Raw genomic sequence first — 19390 nt, 5'->3', positions numbered from 1 at the left:
GGGATTAATATGAAAAGGATTAAACTATTTGTAGTTTTATTAGCTTTAACTGTAATCGCTGCGGGATGTAGTAGTGCTGAAGGTGTTTACTCGGATAAAGGACAAGTATTTAGAAAAGTTATATCACAAGATATTTCTTCTTTGGATACTGCCTTAGCCACTGATACTGTATCGTTTGATATATATAACCAAGTGTATGAAGGTTTATATACATTAGATAAAAACGATAAAGCTCAACCAGGTGTTGCTAAAGAGATGCCAGAGAAAAGTAATGGTGGAAAGACATTGACTATTAAACTGCGTAAAGATGCTAAGTGGTCCAACGGTGACCCTGTTACAGCTCATGATTTTGAATATGCTTGGAAAAGAGTTGTTAATCCAGAAACAGCTGCTGAATATGCTTACATAATGTATGATATTAAAAATGCTGAAGACATTAATATGGGGAAAAAAGATGTTGATAAATTAGGGGTTACAGCTTTGAATGATCATACATTGAAAGTTGAATTAACAAAACCAATCCCATATATTAATGAAATGTTCGCCTTTGGAGCATTTATGCCACAAAATGAAAAAGTTGTGAAAAAGAATGGCGAGCAATATGCTACAACTGCAGATAAAACAGTCTTTAATGGTCCGTTTAAAGTTAAAGATTGGAAAGTTGAAGATAAAATTCAGTTAGTTAAAAATGAAAATTATTGGGACAAAGAAAAAGTTCAATTAGATCGTGTAAATTATAAAGTGTTAAAAGATCAGCAAGCAGGTGCATCACTTTATGACACTGGTTCTGTAGATGATACGACCATTACCGCTGACCAAGTAGATAAATATCAAGATAATCCAGGATTAAAAAAACGTTTATTGGCTAGCACGTTCTATATTAAAATGAATCAGGATAACGTACCAGAATTTAAAAATAAAGACTTGAGGTTAGCCATTGCACAATCTATCAATAAAGAGGGATATGTGAATTCAGTAAAAAATAATGGATCAGAAGCGACAGATGGATTTACTGCTAAATTAACGGCAGAAACACCAGATGGTAAAGACTTTGCTGAATCCATAGATTCACCACTGACTTATAATCCTAAAGCGGCCAAACAACATTTTGAAAAAGCAAAAAAAGATTTAGGTATTAAAAATTTAACATTTACGATGAATACTGAAGATACACCAGATGCAAAGGTTTCAGCTGAATATATTAAAGCACAGGTAGAAAGTACCTTGCCAGGTGTTACTTTGAAGATTAAACAATTACCATTTAAACAACGTTTAAATCAAGAGTCTTCTGAAACATTTGAAGCATCGTTATCAGGTTGGGGGCCAGATTATCCAGACCCATTGTCATTCTTAAATATTATGACTACAGGTAATTCGCAAAATAATACTGCATGGAGCAGCAAAAAGTATGACCAACTTATTAAAGATGCAAATGGTAAATTATTGAAAAAACCTGAAGAACGTAACGCAGCAATGAAAGAAGCAGAAGAATTGTTACTCAATGATGCGCCAGTAGCACCTGTTTATCAAAAAGGTGAAGCACACTTAACTAATCCTCAAGTTAAAGGGTTAATTTATCACCAAATCGGCGGCGATACATCGTTAAAAGAAGTGAAAATTGATAAATCAATTGACCGTGAAACAGGTGAAAAAAATAAAATGAAGTAAAAGGTGAAAAAGAAGCCTGAGTACAATTTATTGAATTAATGAAAAACGTCAGTTTCTATATCACGTTATAGAAATTGACGTTTTCCTCATGACAAGAATTTTGGTTCATTTGTTGAACTATTATTATTCTCTAGCAGAGTTGACTTTGTACGTTAATTAATAATGTAGGCATTATTGATATATTCCAAGAAATTGTGGTGTTATTGAAAAATTCGTACACTTAACGATATTGTAATTTGGTTATATCAAGTGGAAAATTTGAGTGGAAATTACAGAAATGTTTCATATGCAGGTTAATATAAATACCATAAAATTTATAGAAAAAAGGGCTAATCTATTTGATGTAGATTGGCCCTTTTTTGAATGAGATTTATGCAATCTTCACTATGATTTTATAAATTATCTTTTTCGGCCTAAGCCCATTGCTTTTTCCATTTTTTTCAACGTTTTAAATGAAGCTTTTTGAGCTTTATCTCTACCGTTATCTAAAATCGTATCTAATTCATCAGAGTTGAAATAGTATTCATATTTTTCTTGGAACTGAATTAAAAAGTCTTTCACAATTTCAGCTAAATCTGATTTAAATTCACCATAGTTAGAATCTTTATATTGTGTTTGGAGTTCATCAATCGTTTTGTCTGTTAAGCTTGAATAAATTGATAATAAATTTGAAATGCCAGGTTTATTGTCACGGTCAAATTTAATAATGCCATCTGAATCTGTTACTGCACTTTTTATTTTTTTGGCACCCACATTTGGTTCATCTAATAACGAAATATAATTTTTTTGGTTATTGTCACTTTTACTCATTTTCTTCGTTGGATCCTGTAAACTCATAACACGACCACCAACTTTTGGCATGCGTATTTCTGGTTTTACAAGTACATCATTGTAACGTGAATTGAATCGATCTACTAAATTTCTAGTTAATTCAATATGTTGTTTTTGATCGTCTCCAACAGGAACGATATTTGTGTTATAAATGACGATATCTGCTGCCATTAATGGCGGGTATGTAAGTAACCCAGCAGGTATACCTTCAGTTTGTTTTACTGCTTTATCTTTAAATTGTGTCATGCGTTCTAATTCACCAATCGATGAAATAGTTGTTAACATCCAGCTCGCTTGCACGTGCGCCGGCACCTCAGATTGTATAAATAATGTTGATTTTTCTGGGTCAATGCCTGATGCCAAATAAATTGCTGCTAGCTGTCTTGTTTGTTTACGTAGTTTTAATCGGTCTTGTGGAATTGTAATCGCGTGTTGATCCACGATGCAGAAGAAACAATCATAATCATCTTGGACTTCACCAAATTGCTTCAACGCACCAATATAGTTACCAAGCGTTGGAATACCGCTAGGTTGGATACCAGAAAATAAAGTTTCCATTTTTTGATGCCTACCTTTATAATAATTTAATTTGTATACTTTAGTAATAGTATAACAGTATTTCAATCATTTGTAAGTTATGTTAAACTGTATACATATCAATATTTCTAACTAAATTGATTGGGAATTAAGCTTATTTGAAATTTTTTAAAAAAATTAGAGAATTCTCATTTAATTTTAATGTTGATAGGGTATACTTTAATTGTAAGGTTAAGAGAGATAAAAATCACTTTAAAAATTCTTAATCATATAAAATTGAAATCTAATGAATTTATATTCATGAAAAATAGGAGAGTGAGATGTATGGTAACATTATTTACTTCACCAAGTTGCACATCTTGCCGTAAAGCGAAAGCATGGTTACAAGAACATGACATTCCGTATACGGAGCGTAACATTTTTTCAGAACACTTAACAATTGATGAAATCAAACAAATTTTAAAAATGACTGAAGATGGAACAGACGAAATCATATCTACTCGTTCTAAAACTTATCAAAAATTAAATGTAGATATTGATGCTTTACCACTTCAAGACTTATATTCAATTATCCAAGATAACCCAGGTTTATTAAGACGTCCAATTATCTTAGATGATAAACGTTTACAAGTTGGTTATAATGAAGACGAAATTAGACGTTTTTTACCTAGAAAAGTACGTACGTTCCAATTGCAAGAAGCGCAACGTATGGTTGATTAATGTATAGATAGAGCGATTGAGCCATAAAGTAACGTTATTGTGATGTTGCTTTGTGGTTTTGTTGTATTTACCGTAACAGATAAATATATACTTACGTCAAACAAATCGGTTATTCAATTGTGAATGATTATTGACTGAATTCAAACAGCACTCTAGAGAAAGTGCTGTTTTTTGGCCTTTTATAAGGGTATATGTTATTATAAGAGACCAAATAGAAAATAGTAAAAATTAATCAAACAAATTAATTGTAATTCTTACTACGTTCTAATACAATAATGATTACTATTCATCGACTGTAAGGAGTGAGATGATATGAGAATAGAGCGAGTTGACGACACTACCGTTAAACTATTTATAACATATAGTGATATAGAAGCAAGAGGCTTTAAACGTGAAGATTTATGGACTAATCGCAAACGTGGAGAAGAATTCTTTTGGAACATGATGGAAGAAATCAATGAAGAAGAAGATTTTGTTGTTGAAGGTCCTTTATGGATTCAAGTACATGCTTTTGAAAAAGGTGTGGAAGTAACGATTTCTAAATCTAAAAACGAAGATCTTATCAATATGTCTGATGAAGACAATGATCAATTAGATCATCAAGTTAATGATTTATTATCACAAACATTTGAGCAAGATGATAGTTTAGAGGATTTATTTGAACAACGTCAACAACAAAAAGAAACGCAACAAGATCAAGAACGCAACAAACGTAAACCACAGAATACGCGTACTGTTATAGTTAGATTTAATGACTTAGAAGAAGTAATTGATTATGCTTACCATAATAATCAAAGTGCAGATGAGTTTGAAGATTTATTATATAGTCTTAATAATGTATATTACTACGCTGTTCACTTTGATGAAACAGTTGGACAAGAAACAATTAACGATAGTTACAGTCAATTACTTGAGTTCGCATATCCTACTGATAAATCAGAAGTATATTTAAACGATTACGCAAAAATTATTATGAGTCATAACGTCGCTTCACAAGTACGTCGTTATTTTCCTGATACAACTGAATAATGATGATTAAAAACTAATATAAATTATTATCAATACTGATTATGATTTGATTAGTAATATTATTTAGATACTGAGCCATAAGTTAATTGTTAACTTATGGCTTTTTGTATTAATAATTTTTTCTTAAATAAAGTTATAGTAATTTGATGACTTTCTGCGTGTAATTATATGAGGTGACGAAATGTTATACGCAAACAATGATCAAAACCAGGCCGTGTGGGCAAAAAATGCAATAAAAAGTGAAAACTATCGTTGCCCATTTTGTAAAGGAAAAGTGTTATTAAAAAAGGGGGCATACTATACACCTCATTTTGCACATGTTCGTAATGATCGTTTATATTGTCATAAAAATGAATCGCAAGCACATTCTGATTTGAAATACCGCATTGCTCAACAGCTAAAAGATTTAAATCATAAAGTTAGCATTGAACCATATGTACCACAAAGTTACCAATATCCTGATTTAATTATAGATGATGAAATTGTATTCGAAATACAATTTTCAAAAGTAACGTTAGCGTGTATTTCAAGACGCAGTAAAGCTTTACAAAATGCCGGTTATAAAGTTTATTGGATAATAAAAGATGTAAAATATAATAAAAATAATAGCGTTGTATACTTATCAAAATACGAAAGAAATTTCATTAATATTTATAATAGATTGTTATTATCATGGGATACAACACATGAAATGCTTTTTGGTTATAAAGTGATTAATTTTATTGGTGGACAACAATTTATTGCGAAAAGGTATGATATACCATTAAAGCATTTAGTTAATCAAATTCAGTTAAAGGATGTTTATCATGCTGCAACACAAACGTTAAAACTATCAAATCGTGCTATAAAACATTATTTAAGTCTATGTCGTAAGACGCATTCAGTTTTAGAGCCAAGTTTAAGTGTGATGTATAATTTAAAGCTAACTGATGAATGGGTAGGTGAATATCTAGGGATCATTTATCCAGAACAAATGTATATTAAGTCGCATCCTGTGTATTGGCAATTACAACTTATATATATGTGGCAAATGAACACATTTAATATGACACATTTTAAACAACTGCTAGAATTAAACCAATTTTATAATAATGAAATAGATAAAACACAAATAAGTTATAGCATTGTTCAAAAATTCAAACAATTCTATTATAATCATGGGTGTTATAGCGTGCAAAAATGACTATGACGTGAGAAAATTATACTAATAGACTTTATAGGAGGTTTACTAGATATTATGACACAACAATTAACAAGAGAAGAGCAAGAACGTCAATATCCAGAATATACTTGGGATTTATCTACCATCTTTGAATCTGATAATGCTTTTGAGGATGCATTTAAAGATGTTGAAAATAATATAGGTGAAGAACAACAATATGTCGGTCATTTAGCTGATAGCTCATCGACTCTATTTAATGCATTAGCATTAGAAGATGAATTAGGTTCCAAGTTGGAAAAAGTATATGTGTATGCCCATTTAAAACAAGATCAAGATACGGCGAATGATAAATACACAGGTTATGAATCTAGAGCGCATCAATTAATTATAAAATTTAGCTCAGCATGGAGTTTTTTAGTACCTGAAATTCTACAAATAGATGAAGCAACGATTCAAAGTTTTATTGATGAAAATGATGATTTGAAACGTTATAAATTTGATTTAAAATTAATTAATGAAAAGAGACCGCATGTATTAAGTGCTGATAAAGAAAGATTATTGACAGAGGCGCAAGATGCATTGTCTACACCTGACAACGTGTATGGCATGTTTAGCAATGCAGACTTAGAATTTGAAGATGCAATAGATAGTGAAGGTCAACGACACGCTTTAACACAAGGGACATTCATAAAATGTCTGGAATCAGATGATCGCGTATTACGACAATCTGCATATGAAAATTTATATAAGGCATATGGTGCTTATAACAATACACTAAGTGCGACACTAGCTGGAGAAGTTAAGAAAAACGTCTTTAATGCAAGAACACATAATTATAAAACGGCAAGAGAAGCTGCTTTGAGTAATAATCACATTCCAGAAGCTGTTTATGATAATTTAGTGAAAACAGTTCATAAATACTTACCTTTACTGCATCGGTATACTAAATTACGCAAAGAACTATTAGGCTTAGATGATATGAAAATGTATGATGTATATACACCACTTGTCAAAGACATTAAGTTTGAAATGCCTTATGAAGAGGCTAAAGATTGGATGTTGAAAGCATTACAACCAATGGGTGAAGAATATATGAAAGTTGTGGAAGAAGGTTTAAATCATCGATGGGTAGATGTCTTTGAAAATAAAGGTAAACGTTCTGGAGGATACTCATCAGGTGCTCACTTAACGAATCCGTTTATATTACTGAATTGGTCAAATACAGTTTCTGATTTATATACCTTAGTACATGAATTTGGTCATTCAGCACATAGCTACTTTAGTCGTCAAAATCAACCATCTAATTTAAGTGATTACACTATATTCGTTGCAGAAGTCGCATCAACTTGTAATGAAGCATTATTAAGTGACTATATGGATAAACATTTAGATGACAAACGCAGATTACTACTATTAAACCAAGAACTTGAACGTTTCCGTGCAACGTTATTTAGACAAACAATGTTCGCAGAGTTTGAACATAAAATCCATCAAATAGAAGAAGCTGGAGAACCATTAACTGCTAACCGTATGAATGAAGAATATGCAGATCTCAATAGAAAATATTTTGGAGATGCTGTTGAAACAGATGAAAATATTAGTAAAGAATGGTCTAGAATACCACACTTTTATATGAATTATTATGTGTATCAATATGCAACCGGATACAGTGCAGCTCAAAGTTTAAGTCATCAAATTTTAACAGAAGGTAAACCGGCTGTTGAGCGATATATTAATGAATTCTTGAAAAAAGGTAGTTCAAATTATCCTATTGAAATCTTGAAAAATGCTGGTGTAGATATGACAACACCTGAACCAATTGAACAAGCTTGCCAAGTATTCGAACAAAAATTAGACGCTTTTGAAAAGTTAATGAAAGCTTAGTATGAATGTATTCGTTTAAAATATGACAAGTTTGTGACAAAGGGTATTTATTTAATTTTAATGGTTGAAAGGTATATAACAGCGTGTTATATTATATACATGAAATTAATCACATAACAAACATACCCCTTTGTTTGAAGTGAAAAATTTCTCCCATCCCCTTTGTTTAGCGCCGTGTAATCAGACACGGCGTTTTTTTTATATCCATTTTTAAATAACTAAGAGATGTATAAGAAATTGAATAACTATTCAGATATTTCAACATATAATTTGCATTGAATTTTATATAAAATACTAATGTATATTGAAAATAATGTTTAGCAATTAGCAAATAAGAAAAAGTTGTAGAGATTCATTTTACAAAAAGCAATTGAAATATAATAACTAAAGGCAATAAAAAGCGCCAACTTCTTTAGTAATAATATAGAAGTTGGCATTTTCTTTGTTTTTATGAAATTTTGTATTATATGACGATTTGAAAATGCTTTGGGTACTAAATTTATATAAGTGCAACTTTGTTTCATCTTCCCGTAGTTAGTTAAGTGCGGAATAGGTGTTTTTTGAGTTAAAATACATCATTTATCGAAAATTTGTAACGTGTCGATCGATGAGAATTTGAGCTAAGGGTGAGGTTATAGACTTAATTCATATTCTGTGTAAGTCAGTATAATCCCAATCGATAACTTGTAAAAAAGAACTAATACATTTTGTTATGGATTAGTTCTTTGTCCAATGCTTCTTGGAATTGAAAAGTAACTTTTTTTCACAGCTTCTTTGATTGTTTGTTTCATTGATTTGAGACAAAATAGTCTCTGAATTAGTAATATTTTCAGTGTGATATTGGCAGTGATTTGGGCCGACTCCTGCGGGAAGCGCACTAGCCGAAGACTACAGGCTAAGGCAGTGCCCGCGGAAAGCGTGCACAAAAAAACTGCCAACAAAGTCGGAGACTTTGTCGACAGTCCTTTTTAACAATAAAATACATGCCACAGTATCTGTTTCAAATAAAATGAAACTTATAATTTTGAAAATAAAGCATATATTGTTGTGAATACTAGCAATATTTCAAACTTTTGACTTCCAAAATTTACCTTCTGGTGAGCTAAGTTTTTCTATTTTTTGCTGTAATGCTAATTTTTTCAGTTCTTTATTCAATAATTTTTCAGGCCATTCATAAATAGTCAGCAACTCTTCTTTGGTTACTAATTGTTGTTGGTAAATGTAAGTTTCTAAACTTGGTGGAAGTTCTTTTTCAATTGGTGAACCAATAAGTTCATTTATGATATACGTATATATATGATAAGGGTATAAGCCTTCAACTTTTAAACCTTCTTCATGTATATCTTCGTTAAAGAATACAAGGGAAGGTGCCTCTTCAATTTCCATTTCTCGAGCTATATGCAGGTCAACTTGTAAACTTTCTTTTAATGAACTCTTATGTAAGTCTTCTTTAAAGACTTCATAATCAAGTCCAGCATTACTAATACAATTATTGACCATCTCTTCAGTTATAATATCTCGTTTTGGTATTATCTCATTTTGTACAAGATGTATAAAGCGCTCAGCCCGTAATCGACCTTGGAGTTCAGCAGCTTTATAGGCAAGTGCGATATTATCTAAATTAGATGTACTTTGAGCTTGGCATTTTGTTAATACTTGTAAGGAAGGATTTAAAATATGTCTAATACTGATATATTGTTTATACTCAAGTCGTAATTTTGAAAGTATAGCAGACAATTTAAAGCACTCTTTACTGAATGGATCGAAAAAGGAATAAATTTCAATCTTACTCAAAGGTGAAAGATTTGCATCTTCACGACTATTAGCATTTATTAATTTTAATTCTTCAGCCATGTTTTTTCACCTACAATTAATTTTCGGAATTAACCATGTGATTCGCTGTTAAACGTAATCGTTCATATAAATAATCCCCGACGCCTGCAGGAAAATCTGCTTGTTGAATAGCTTTATACATATTTTCAAGCCATGCGTCACGTTCGTGCGTTGTTATTACAAATTCTAAATGTCTTTTTTTTAACATAGGATGACCATGTTCTTCTGTATACAGTTGAGGACCGCCTAAAAATTGTGTTAAGAACTGTTTTTGTTTTCTGCTTGTTTCTTCAAAATCTCCAGGAAACAAATGATTGATTCTATCATCACGTTGTACCATATAATAAAAATGGTCAATCATTTTAAATAAGGCGTCTTGTCCGATAACCTCGTAAGGTGTTTGTGTCATAGTATCACCATATCCTATTAATATAATACTAATATAACATGAATTTTTACATTTGGAAGTAATTCGACTTCTTAATATTGCGCGCAATTAACTATTGCTTAATTTATGTTTGCGATTGAAAAATCTTTGGACTTTATTGTTTGGAATTTCATGATTGATATTGAATTGATGAAGGATTGATTTAAATTGAATTAATCCTTCATCATAATCATTTACTTCATATTCAAGTTCGAAGTCTTCAAAATCCAGATATTGATTTTTATCCAAGACAAGTAAATTACCATGAATTTCTTTTTCTAAACGTTCGGTAGTCAAAGCTCCTAATACGGTTAATGCATCAATATCTACATCCATTTTTAAGAGTTGGTTTAAAATATCTTGGGGCAGGTCCTGACTTTTGATGTGTTTGTTTAGTTTTGGTTCAACCTTTGTGTCGAAATTATACTCCATCAAGCCAATTTCAGCCGGTACTTTTAATGTCATTTCGTAAGTATCATCTTTAATACGAATTCTCAAAGCTGAGTGATGTGATTTTAAATCGAAATTTCGTGTATCGATGTAATAATTGGTCTGACTAAATGGTTTTGTATCTAAAAAATAAGTGTTGTATATTGCTTGGTAATTGTCTTTAGACAATAACTGTTTAAATTCAATTTCATTATTAGTTGCCACGCGTTACACTCCTTAAATACTTATGATAATTCATTTTAAAGTACTTGTGAGTTAATTTAAATTAGATTGCATTATACGCTAAAAATTATTATATTTACGTTAAGCCAATTGATGACATGATAATAGTCATGTAACGTGTTATGTACGTCATAATTATGTTAAAATGATGAAGAATAAGGAGGAACAAGCATGCGTATTTATGTGAATGAAATTAAAGTAACAGAAGATAGTTTAAAGTGTTATACAGAACAATCTACAGAAGGCTTACAAGAAGCAGGACAAATGCTTGTTGATAGTGATAATTATAGTTTTGCATATATCTTAGATGATGGTCAGTCATATTCATATTTGATTTTTGTTCAAGAAACCTGGTCTATGTTACATGAGAATAAAAATAAGAAGATTATCATTAATGATCAATTAGAACTAAAACAATTCGACAGAGAGTTTAATTATATATTAGAAAATATTCAAGGTAATTCAAACTATGGTAAGGAGTTTGTTTCTGTTGTGGAAGATACTTTCGAATTAGAGTGAAGCGGAGTGAAGCACAATGAATCAATGGGATCAGTTTTTATCTCCATATAGACAAGCAGTTGATGAATTAAAAGTTAAATTAAAAGGGCTTAGAAAACAGTATGACGTAGAAGATAATGCTTCACCAATTGAATTTGTGACGGGTCGTGTTAAACCTATGACTAGCATTATTGATAAAGCGAATAAAAGACAAATCTCATTTGATCGATTACACGAAGAAATGTACGATATCGCAGGTTTGAGATTAATGTGTCAATTCGTAGATGATATCGATATTGTGGTAAATCTCTTGAGACAACGTCAAGATTTTAAAGTAGTAGAAGAACGCGATTATATCAACAATACAAAACAAAGTGGATATCGTTCATATCATGTTATTATCGAATATCCAATTGAAACACTTGAGGGTGAAAAATCAATTTTAGCTGAAATCCAAATCCGGACATTAGCGATGAATTTTTGGGCAACAATCGAACATACATTACGTTATAAATACGACGGAGATTATCCGCCAGAAATCCAGCACCGACTAGAACGTGCGGCTGAAGCAGCGTTTTTACTTGATGAAGAAATGTCGGAAATTAAAGAAGAAATACAAGAAGCTCAAAAATACTATTCCAAAAAACGTGCTAAAAAGCATGATAATGACTAGGAGGTGTAATCATGCGCTATACAATTTTATCTAAAGGTGATTCAAAGTCTAACGCTTTAAAGCATAAGATGATTAATCACATGAAAGATTTTGAAATGGTTGAAGATACGGAAAATCCTGAAATAGTCATATCAGTTGGTGGAGATGGTACATTATTACAGGCTTTCCATCAGTATAGCCATATGTTATCACGGTGTGCATTTGTAGGGATACATACAGGACATTTAGGGTTCTATGCAGATTGGTTGCCACATGAAGTGGAGAAATTAATTATTGAAATTAATAATTCAGAATTCCAAGTTATAGAATATCCTCTATTAGAAATCATTGTTCGTTATAACGATAATGGATATGAGACGAGATACTTGGCATTAAATGAAGCGACAATGAAAACTGAAAATGGCTCTACACTTGTTGTGGATGTGAATATAAGAGGGAACCAATTCGAACGTTTTAGAGGAGATGGACTGTGTGTATCAACACCATCAGGTTCCACTGCTTATAATAAGGCATTAGGTGGCGCATTGATACATCCTTCTTTGGAAGCAATGCAAATTGCAGAAATCGCTTCTATTAATAATAGAGTGTTCAGAACGGTTGGTTCACCATTAGTATTACCCAAACATCACACATGTCTGATTACACCAGTGAATCAAGATAAGATTTTAACGACCATAGACCATGTTAGTATAAAACATAAAAATGTTAATGCAATTCAATTTAGAGTGGCAAATGAAAAAATTAGATTTGCTAGATTTAGACCGTTTCCATTTTGGAAAAGGGTACATGATTCCTTTATTTCAAGCGGAGACGACGAATAATGCAATTTACGTATACAATTAGAGGCCCTCAAATGCTAAGAACCTTTTTACAGGAACAAGGGTATTCTAAGAATACAATTAGCGCCATTAAGCATAATGGCGCTTTAATTGTTAATGGACAAACAGAAACTGTGCGTAAACAATTACAGAAAGACGATATAGTAGAGGTACATTTAGCTCAAGAAACAGCAAGCCACAACTTGGTCCCGTTTGAGAAAACTTTAAATATTTTATATGAAGATGAATACTTATTAATTATTTCCAAAGAACCTTATCAAAATTGTGCACCATCAAGGGAACACAAACATTTTAGTTTAGCTGAACAAATTCTTGGTTATTTTAAACAATCACGACAAAACATTGTCCCACATATTGTCACTAGGATTGATCGAAACACTTCAGGTATTGTTGTGGTTGCAAAACATGGTTTTCTACATCATCTTATGTCAAACATACACATTGATAAAACGTATTTATGTGTATGCTTTGGTGAAATGGAAGCACAAGGAATTATAGATGCACCTATTGCTAGGGATCCTTCTAGTATTATTACAAGACAAGTCAATTCACATGGCAAACAAGCAATAACTAAATATAGGCGTTTAGACCATGTCAGTAATTACAGTTTATGTGAAATTGCTTTATTAACAGGTCGGACACATCAAATCCGCGTTCATTTTCAATATATAGGACATCCTATTGTGGGTGATGATTTATATGGAGGCGGACACTCGAGCTATAAACATCAGTTATTACGATGTTTTAAAATATCTTTTATGCATCCAATCTATGATAAAAAAATTGAAATACAGGATAGATATGATGCAATAGAAAATATATTTAATATGATATAATTTGAGTAACTATGGAGGTGGGACTTTTGGCAAATGAAAAAGATCAAATCGTTTTAGAAGATGAGCAAGTATATGATCAAGAAATGTTAGATAAACTACTTCATGAAAATCATATAGGTGAATTTAGAGAAGAATTCTTAGCGATGCACACATACGAACAAAGTGAATACTTTGAAGACAGCGATGAAGATATTAGACAAAAAATGTTTGAAGTATTGTCCCCTGAAGAAGTAGCGGATTTCTTCGAACAATTAGAAATTGATGAAGAAGAGTATGAAGCGCTATTCGATACCATGGATGCTACATATGCTAGCAAAGTGTTAGAAAATATGTCATACGATAATGCAGTTGACATTATGAATCAATTATCTAAGCAGAAAATTGTTAGCTTGCTGACACTAATGAACCGTGAAGATGCAAAAGAAATTAAAGCATTACTACATTACGAAGAAGATACCGCCGGTGGTATCATGACGACGGAATATATTTCTTTAAAATCAACAATGCCTGTAAAAGAAGCATTAATGCAAGTTAAAGAACAAGCGCCAGATGCTGAGACAATTTATGTCATATTTGCTGTGAATGAGCATAAACAATTAGCCGGGGTTTTATCACTAAGAGATTTAATCGTAGCAGAAAATGATGCTTATATAGAAGACATAATGAGCGAACGTGTGATCAGTGCTAACGCTGCTGATGACCAAGAAGACGTAGCGCAAAAAATGCGTGATTATGATTTTATCGCTATGCCAGTTGTCGATTATCAAGACCATTTATTAGGTATTATAACAATCGATGATATCTTAGATGTTATGGATGAAGAAGCGAGCGAGGACTACTCTCGTTTAGCCGGGGTATCTGATGTTGATGCAACAAATGATTCTGTCATTAAAACTGCTAAGAAACGTTTGCCATGGCTAATTATTTTAACGTTTTTAGGAATGATTACAGCGACAATACTTGGATCATTTGAGGATACATTAGCACAAGTATCGTTGCTAGCAGCATTTATTCCAATTATCAGTGGTATGTCTGGTAACTCTGGCACACAATCACTTGCCGTATCAGTACGTAATATTTCAACTGGTGAAATTGATGAACAAAGTAATTTCAAAGTCGCATTGAGAGAAGCGGGCAGTGGCTTTTTAAGTGGATTGATTTGTGCTATATTGTTATTTATTATTATACTGGTGCTTTATGGTCAACCAATTTTAGCTACGATTGTAGCGAGCAGTTTAACGATTGCTATGACAGTAGGTACGTTAGTGGGATCAATGATTCCATTAGTTATGAATAAATTAAATATTGACCCTGCAGTTGCAAGTGGTCCATTTATAACTACGATCAATGATATTGTGAGTATGTTGATTTACTTTGGATTAGCAACTTCATTCATGTCTTACTTATTATAGGGGGTTACATGGAATTTTTATCACTTGTTGTCGTTGTAATGGCAGCATTCCTTACACCGATACTAATCAATAGATTACGAATTACATTCTTACCTGTTGTTGTAGCAGAAATACTAATGGGTATTCTCATAGGACACTCTTTTTTAAACATAGTAGAGCGTGATGCTATGTTAAATATTTTGTCTACATTAGGTTTTATCTTCTTAATGTTTTTAAGTGGTTTAGAAATTGATTTTAAAGCATTTAAAAAAGATAAAGGATCGTCTGGAGATAAGGATAAAAGTAAAGAACCAGGCCACCTGCAATTAGCACTTACTGTATTTTTATTTATTATGATAATTTCAATTGTATTTGCTTATGCATTTAAGTGGTTTGGCTTAATTGATGATGTCTTATTAATGATTATTATCATTTCTACGATTTCATTAGGTGTTGTTGTACCGACACTAAAAGAAATGAATATTATGCGTACTACAATCGGACAATTCATATTATTAGTAGCAGTATTAGCTGACTTAGTGACAATGATATTGTTAACTGCATATGGCACACTACATGCTTCAGGTGGTGCATCACTATGGTTAATAGGCAGTTTAGTAGTATTTGCGCTTGTTTTTTATTTCTTAGGTGGCATATTTAAGAAAGCACAATTTTTACAGAAATTGATGGATGGTACCACACAGATAGGTATACGTGCTGTATTTGCATTAATCATTATGCTGGTTGCCTTAGCAGAAGGCGTTGGTGCAGAAAATATTTTAGGCGCTTTCCTAGCAGGTGTGATTGTTTCTTTATTAGGCCCAGATGAGGATATGGTGGAGAAATTAGATTCTTTTGGTTATGGTTTCTTTATACCAATATTCTTTATCATGGTTGGTGTAGATTTAAATATACCAATGTTAATAAAAGAACCTTCGTTACTACTTATTATTCCATTTTTAATACTCGCATTTGTAGTATCTAAATTAATACCAGTGTTTTACGTACGTCGATGGTTTGATATGAAAACGACAATATCTTCAGCATTCCTGTTAACATCTACTTTATCATTGGTCATTGCTTCTGCAAAAATTGCTGAAAAACTTGGAACAATATCATCGGAAATATCAGGTATTTTAATTTTAAGTGCAGTTATCACATGTGTCTTTGTACCTATCATATTTAAAAAAATGTTCCCAATGCCAGATGAGGCTACAAGACAAATTGAAGTGAGTTTAATAGGAAAAAATCAATTAACCATTCCTATTGCTCAGAATTTAACATCACAACTTTACCAAGTTTCACTTTATTATAGAAATGATTTAAGTGATAAACGTAAATTATCAGATGCGATTTCGATGATTGAAATTGCAGATTACGAAGAACCGTTATTAGATCGTCTAGGTTTATTTGAAAGAGATATCGTTGTTTGTTCTACAAATGATGATGATATTAATAGAAAAGTGGCGCTAATGGCTAAAAGACATGGTGTTAATCGAGTTATTTGTAGATTAGAGGCGAGTACGGGTGATGAAGGTCTACAAAGTGAAGGCATTGAAGTATTTAGTGGTTTTATGAGTAATAAAATACTCTTGAAAGGTTTAATAGAAACGCCCAATATGCTAAATCTTTTAAGTAATGTGGAAACATCGTTGTATGAAATTGCAATGTTAAATCATAAATATGATCAAATTCAATTACGTAATTTCCCGTTTGACGGTGATATTATATTTGTGAGAATCATTCGAAATAATGAATCAATCGTACCTCATGGTGATACACAATTACGCTATAAAGACCGTGTTATTGTAACGGGTTCTAAAGAATATGTTGATGAATTAAAACGTGAATTAGAGTTTTATTATTAACATCCATGTCTGGGATATGATTTATGTCTCAGACTGATGTAGGAATAGGCAGTAAATGAATTTCTGAAAACTATTTTGAGTTGTTAATATTAATTTAATGAGTGAAGTATTGGTAAGCATTTTAACTTTGTAACCTATAAAAAATGATAAATTCGTATATAGAATGTAATATGAATTGTTTAAACAATGAAACCAATGTTAAAATAAAGTTTGTTAGAATTGGCATCGAGCAAAGTGATAGGAATACGATTATAACTTCTCGAACCAGTTTAAAATGAAAATTTAAAAAAGGAGTTATTTTCATGTTAAATTTAGAAAATAAAACATTCGTCATTATGGGTATTGCTAATAAACGTAGTATCGGTTTTGGTGTGGCTAAAGTATTAGACAAATTAGGTGCAAATTTAGTTTTTACATATCGTAAAGATCGTAGTAAAAAAGAAATGGAAAAACTTGTAGATCAATTAGATCAACAAACAATTAGAATGTATCAAATAGATGTACAAAAAGACGAAGATGTTATCAATGGTTTCGCAAAAATTGGAGAAGAAGTAGGTAACATTGACGGTGTTTATCATTCGATTGCTTTTGCTAATATGGAAGATTTAAGAGGCCGTTTTTCAGATACATCTCGTGATGGTTTCTTATTGGCACAAGATATTAGTTCATATTCATTGACAATTGTTGCTAGAGAAGCAAAAAAAATTATGCCTGAAGGTGGTAGTATCGTTGCTACAACTTATTTAGGTGGCGAATATGCTGTACAAAACTACAATGTAATGGGCGTAGCTAAAGCTAGTTTAGAAGCAAATGTACGTTATTTAGCATTAGATTTAGGTGAAGATAATATCCGTGTCAATGCGATTTCAGCTGGTCCAATTCGTACACTGAGCGCTAAAGGTGTTGGTAGTTTTAACACAATCATGAAAGAAATTGAAGAACGTGCGCCATTAAAACGTAATGTAGACCAAGAAGAAGTAGGTAAAACTGCAGCGTACTTATTAAGTGATTTATCAAGTGGTGTTACAGGCGAAAATATCCATGTAGATAGTGGTTATCACATCGTTAAATAATTTATGACTTAAAACATAATTGAAGATTTATATATTAAAAAAGACTATTCGTTTCAACGACAGAAACGAATAGTCTTTTTGTTTTATAACGTTATTTTATTCCTTGACATCACTATTTGCTTTAGCAATGATATCTTGTCTATATCGAAAGACATTTCTGACAACTGTTTTAATTACAGCATATAATGGAACGGCTATTAAGATTAAACCGAAACCACCAAGGTTACCTGCAGCTAATATCACTACTATAATTGTTAAAGGATGAATATTAAGTGATTTACCCATTACGTTCGGTGTGATTACATTGCCTTCCAATTGTTGTGCAATCAGCGTGATAATACATACCCATATAAATGTTGAAGGGCTTTGAATAATCGCAATGACTGCAGCAGGTGCAAATGCCATCCAAGGACCTAAGAACGGTATCATATTTGCAACACAAGCAAACATAACGAGCAATAGTGTGTAGTTAAGCCCTACAATTGAATAACCAATGTATAAGATTATTCCAAGAATGATACTTACTGTTACTTGGCCTTGAATATAAGATTTAACAGTTTCATTTAAATCTTTTAATAATTCTACAGTAAAAACTTTTCTATCTCCTTTAAACAATCTTGCAATGAAAGGGATGAAACGCTCATGATCTTTTAACATATAGATTAAAAAGAACGGAACCATTATCAATAAGAAAAGCGTTGAAATAAATGATGTTAAGTATCCTAAAGAGTTAGATAGAATATCAGCAGTACTGTCGCTAATAGATTGTACCATCTTATTAATTCTATCAGTTACATCATTCGGCAATCTTTCCATTTGATCTAGTGCAAAATTGATGATGTTCTGCACTTCATGTTGTAATGCAGGTATTTGATGTACTAAGTTTTCAATTTGTTCTGCAATTAACGGAGCTAACACACCAATAACAATACTAATAATAATAATTAAGCCTATAAAGATTATAGTAATGCTGCCCCAACGTGGCACATGATTTTTTTCAAGTATTTTTTGAAAAGGTAAACAAATATAAAATAAAAAGCCACTTAATAATAATGGCAACAATACTGATTGAAGGATAATAATAAATGGTGTGAAAATACTATGTACTTCCATAATCAGTTTGATTAGTAAAAACAGGATTAATAAAGCGATACCTGTTCTAAACCATACTTTGTTAAGCATAGAACGGTTCCTCCTATAAAACTTTATTTTAATTTATAATTCAGTATATCTTAAAAAAAGATAGAACAAAAGATAAACTTGTGAAACTTTGTACTTAATGTGCATGTGAAGATTGATTGAAATTTCAGAATGATAACAAAGGGGAAACAGTAATGCGTAGTGCATTATAAGATAATATAAATATTAAATACATTAATGTTATTTATGCAAAAAATTCATAACGAAATATATATTTTGTGAAAATAATAACTTATATAATGCGTTGCG

At 31.6% G+C, this 19390-nt stretch carries 17 protein-coding genes; 12 read left to right on the top strand and 5 right to left on the bottom strand.

Annotated elements, in window-relative coordinates; translation table 11 throughout:
- The first annotated feature begins 9 nt into the window (after positions 1–9).
- The gene (locus FYJ81_RS04115) at positions 10–1668 is read left to right on the top strand and encodes a peptide ABC transporter substrate-binding protein (protein WP_154409330.1); all 1659 of its coding nucleotides are present in this window, start codon (positions 10–12) and stop codon (positions 1666–1668) included.
- A 399-nt stretch (positions 1669–2067) separates the two neighbouring features.
- Here the strand turns inward: FYJ81_RS04115 and trpS are convergent, their stop codons facing one another.
- The gene (gene trpS / locus FYJ81_RS04110; RefSeq protein ID WP_154409329.1) at positions 2068–3057 is read right to left on the bottom strand and encodes a tryptophan--tRNA ligase; all 990 of its coding nucleotides are present in this window, start codon (positions 3055–3057) and stop codon (positions 2068–2070) included.
- 303 nt (positions 3058–3360) lie between these two features.
- Between trpS and spxA the strand changes: the two genes are divergently transcribed.
- The 4 genes from spxA to pepF all read left to right on the top strand — a co-directional run bounded on the left by spxA (position 3361) and on the right by pepF (position 7831).
- The gene (gene spxA, locus FYJ81_RS04105) at positions 3361–3756 is read left to right on the top strand and encodes a transcriptional regulator SpxA (protein ID WP_040030144.1); all 396 of its coding nucleotides are present in this window, start codon (positions 3361–3363) and stop codon (positions 3754–3756) included.
- A 312-nt stretch (positions 3757–4068) separates the two neighbouring features.
- A complete protein-coding gene (gene mecA / locus FYJ81_RS04100; RefSeq protein ID WP_107384675.1) occupies positions 4069–4785 on the top strand; it encodes an adaptor protein MecA in 717 nt (238 codons plus the stop codon).
- A 181-nt stretch (positions 4786–4966) separates the two neighbouring features.
- Positions 4967–5968: a competence protein CoiA gene (locus tag FYJ81_RS04095; protein WP_107523496.1), complete on the top strand. Its 1002-nt coding sequence runs from the start codon at positions 4967–4969 to the stop codon at positions 5966–5968.
- A gap of 54 nt (positions 5969–6022) precedes the next feature.
- Complete coding sequence (pepF, locus tag FYJ81_RS04090) at positions 6023–7831, top strand: oligoendopeptidase F (protein WP_107384677.1); 1809 nt, start codon at positions 6023–6025, stop codon at positions 7829–7831.
- 1065 nt (positions 7832–8896) lie between these two features.
- On the opposite strand, the gene yjbH is transcribed toward pepF, so the two are convergent.
- The 3 genes from yjbH to FYJ81_RS04075 form a co-directional block, all read right to left on the bottom strand.
- The gene (gene yjbH, locus FYJ81_RS04085; protein WP_154409328.1) at positions 8897–9685 is read right to left on the bottom strand and encodes a protease adaptor protein YjbH; all 789 of its coding nucleotides are present in this window, start codon (positions 9683–9685) and stop codon (positions 8897–8899) included.
- Between the two features lie 16 nt (positions 9686–9701).
- Complete coding sequence (locus tag FYJ81_RS04080; RefSeq protein ID WP_107384678.1) at positions 9702–10073, bottom strand: truncated hemoglobin YjbI; 372 nt, start codon at positions 10071–10073, stop codon at positions 9702–9704.
- 87 nt (positions 10074–10160) lie between these two features.
- On the bottom strand, positions 10161–10745 hold the full coding sequence (locus tag FYJ81_RS04075; protein WP_107384679.1) for a CYTH domain-containing protein: 585 nt from the start codon (positions 10743–10745) through the stop codon (positions 10161–10163).
- A 189-nt stretch (positions 10746–10934) separates the two neighbouring features.
- Between FYJ81_RS04075 and FYJ81_RS04070 the strand changes: the two genes are divergently transcribed.
- The 7 genes from FYJ81_RS04070 to fabI all read left to right on the top strand — a co-directional run bounded on the left by FYJ81_RS04070 (position 10935) and on the right by fabI (position 17941).
- Positions 10935–11282: a hypothetical protein gene (locus FYJ81_RS04070; RefSeq protein ID WP_107384680.1), complete on the top strand. Its 348-nt coding sequence runs from the start codon at positions 10935–10937 to the stop codon at positions 11280–11282.
- Positions 11283–11298: 16 nt separating this feature from the next.
- On the top strand, positions 11299–11934 hold the full coding sequence (locus FYJ81_RS04065; protein WP_107384681.1) for a GTP pyrophosphokinase: 636 nt from the start codon (positions 11299–11301) through the stop codon (positions 11932–11934).
- Positions 11935–11945: 11 nt separating this feature from the next.
- Positions 11946–12755 (top strand): NAD kinase, encoded by an 810-nt coding sequence (locus FYJ81_RS04060; RefSeq protein WP_107384682.1) that lies wholly within the window; start codon positions 11946–11948, stop codon positions 12753–12755.
- Entirely contained in the window at positions 12755–13609 is an 855-nt protein-coding gene (locus FYJ81_RS04055; RefSeq protein WP_107384683.1) for an RluA family pseudouridine synthase, read from the top strand. Before FYJ81_RS04060 ends, FYJ81_RS04055 begins: the two co-directional genes overlap by 1 nt.
- A gap of 83 nt (positions 13610–13692) precedes the next feature.
- Complete coding sequence (mgtE, locus tag FYJ81_RS04050) at positions 13693–15021, top strand: magnesium transporter (protein ID WP_394859557.1); 1329 nt, start codon at positions 13693–13695, stop codon at positions 15019–15021.
- Positions 15022–15029: 8 nt separating this feature from the next.
- Positions 15030–16868: a monovalent cation:proton antiporter family protein gene (locus tag FYJ81_RS04045; protein ID WP_107384685.1), complete on the top strand. Its 1839-nt coding sequence runs from the start codon at positions 15030–15032 to the stop codon at positions 16866–16868.
- Positions 16869–17170: 302 nt separating this feature from the next.
- The gene (fabI, locus tag FYJ81_RS04040) at positions 17171–17941 is read left to right on the top strand and encodes an enoyl-ACP reductase FabI (RefSeq protein ID WP_154409327.1); all 771 of its coding nucleotides are present in this window, start codon (positions 17171–17173) and stop codon (positions 17939–17941) included.
- Positions 17942–18037: 96 nt separating this feature from the next.
- On the opposite strand, the gene cozEa is transcribed toward fabI, so the two are convergent.
- Positions 18038–19123 (bottom strand): lipoteichoic acid biosynthesis protein CozEa, encoded by a 1086-nt coding sequence (gene cozEa, locus FYJ81_RS04035; RefSeq protein WP_107384687.1) that lies wholly within the window; start codon positions 19121–19123, stop codon positions 18038–18040.
- Positions 19124–19390: the final 267 nt, after the last annotated feature.

This window comes from Staphylococcus sp. McC-251-APC-3A2, from assembly GCF_009695665.1.
Classification (GTDB): domain Bacteria; phylum Bacillota; class Bacilli; order Staphylococcales; family Staphylococcaceae; genus Staphylococcus; species Staphylococcus cohnii.
Note: the sequence above shows the minus strand (reverse complement) of the source record. Positions and strands in the feature narration are given on the sequence as shown.

Coding starts and splice junctions, on each gene's coding strand:
- FYJ81_RS04115 (WP_154409330.1), top strand. CDS start 10: ATGAAAAGGATTAAACTATTTGTAGTTTTATTAGCTTTAACTGTAATC.
- trpS (WP_154409329.1), bottom strand. CDS start 3,057: ATGGAAACTTTATTTTCTGGTATCCAACCTAGCGGTATTCCAACGCTT.
- spxA (WP_040030144.1), top strand. CDS start 3,361: ATGGTAACATTATTTACTTCACCAAGTTGCACATCTTGCCGTAAAGCG.
- mecA (WP_107384675.1), top strand. CDS start 4,069: ATGAGAATAGAGCGAGTTGACGACACTACCGTTAAACTATTTATAACA.
- FYJ81_RS04095 (WP_107523496.1), top strand. CDS start 4,967: ATGTTATACGCAAACAATGATCAAAACCAGGCCGTGTGGGCAAAAAAT.
- pepF (WP_107384677.1), top strand. CDS start 6,023: ATGACACAACAATTAACAAGAGAAGAGCAAGAACGTCAATATCCAGAA.
- yjbH (WP_154409328.1), bottom strand. CDS start 9,685: ATGGCTGAAGAATTAAAATTAATAAATGCTAATAGTCGTGAAGATGCA.
- FYJ81_RS04080 (WP_107384678.1), bottom strand. CDS start 10,073: ATGACACAAACACCTTACGAGGTTATCGGACAAGACGCCTTATTTAAA.
- FYJ81_RS04070 (WP_107384680.1), top strand. CDS start 10,935: ATGCGTATTTATGTGAATGAAATTAAAGTAACAGAAGATAGTTTAAAG.
- FYJ81_RS04065 (WP_107384681.1), top strand. CDS start 11,299: ATGAATCAATGGGATCAGTTTTTATCTCCATATAGACAAGCAGTTGAT.
- FYJ81_RS04060 (WP_107384682.1), top strand. CDS start 11,946: ATGCGCTATACAATTTTATCTAAAGGTGATTCAAAGTCTAACGCTTTA.
- FYJ81_RS04055 (WP_107384683.1), top strand. CDS start 12,755: ATGCAATTTACGTATACAATTAGAGGCCCTCAAATGCTAAGAACCTTT.
- mgtE (WP_394859557.1), top strand. CDS start 13,693: ATGTTAGATAAACTACTTCATGAAAATCATATAGGTGAATTTAGAGAA.
- FYJ81_RS04045 (WP_107384685.1), top strand. CDS start 15,030: ATGGAATTTTTATCACTTGTTGTCGTTGTAATGGCAGCATTCCTTACA.
- fabI (WP_154409327.1), top strand. CDS start 17,171: ATGTTAAATTTAGAAAATAAAACATTCGTCATTATGGGTATTGCTAAT.
- cozEa (WP_107384687.1), bottom strand. CDS start 19,123: ATGCTTAACAAAGTATGGTTTAGAACAGGTATCGCTTTATTAATCCTG.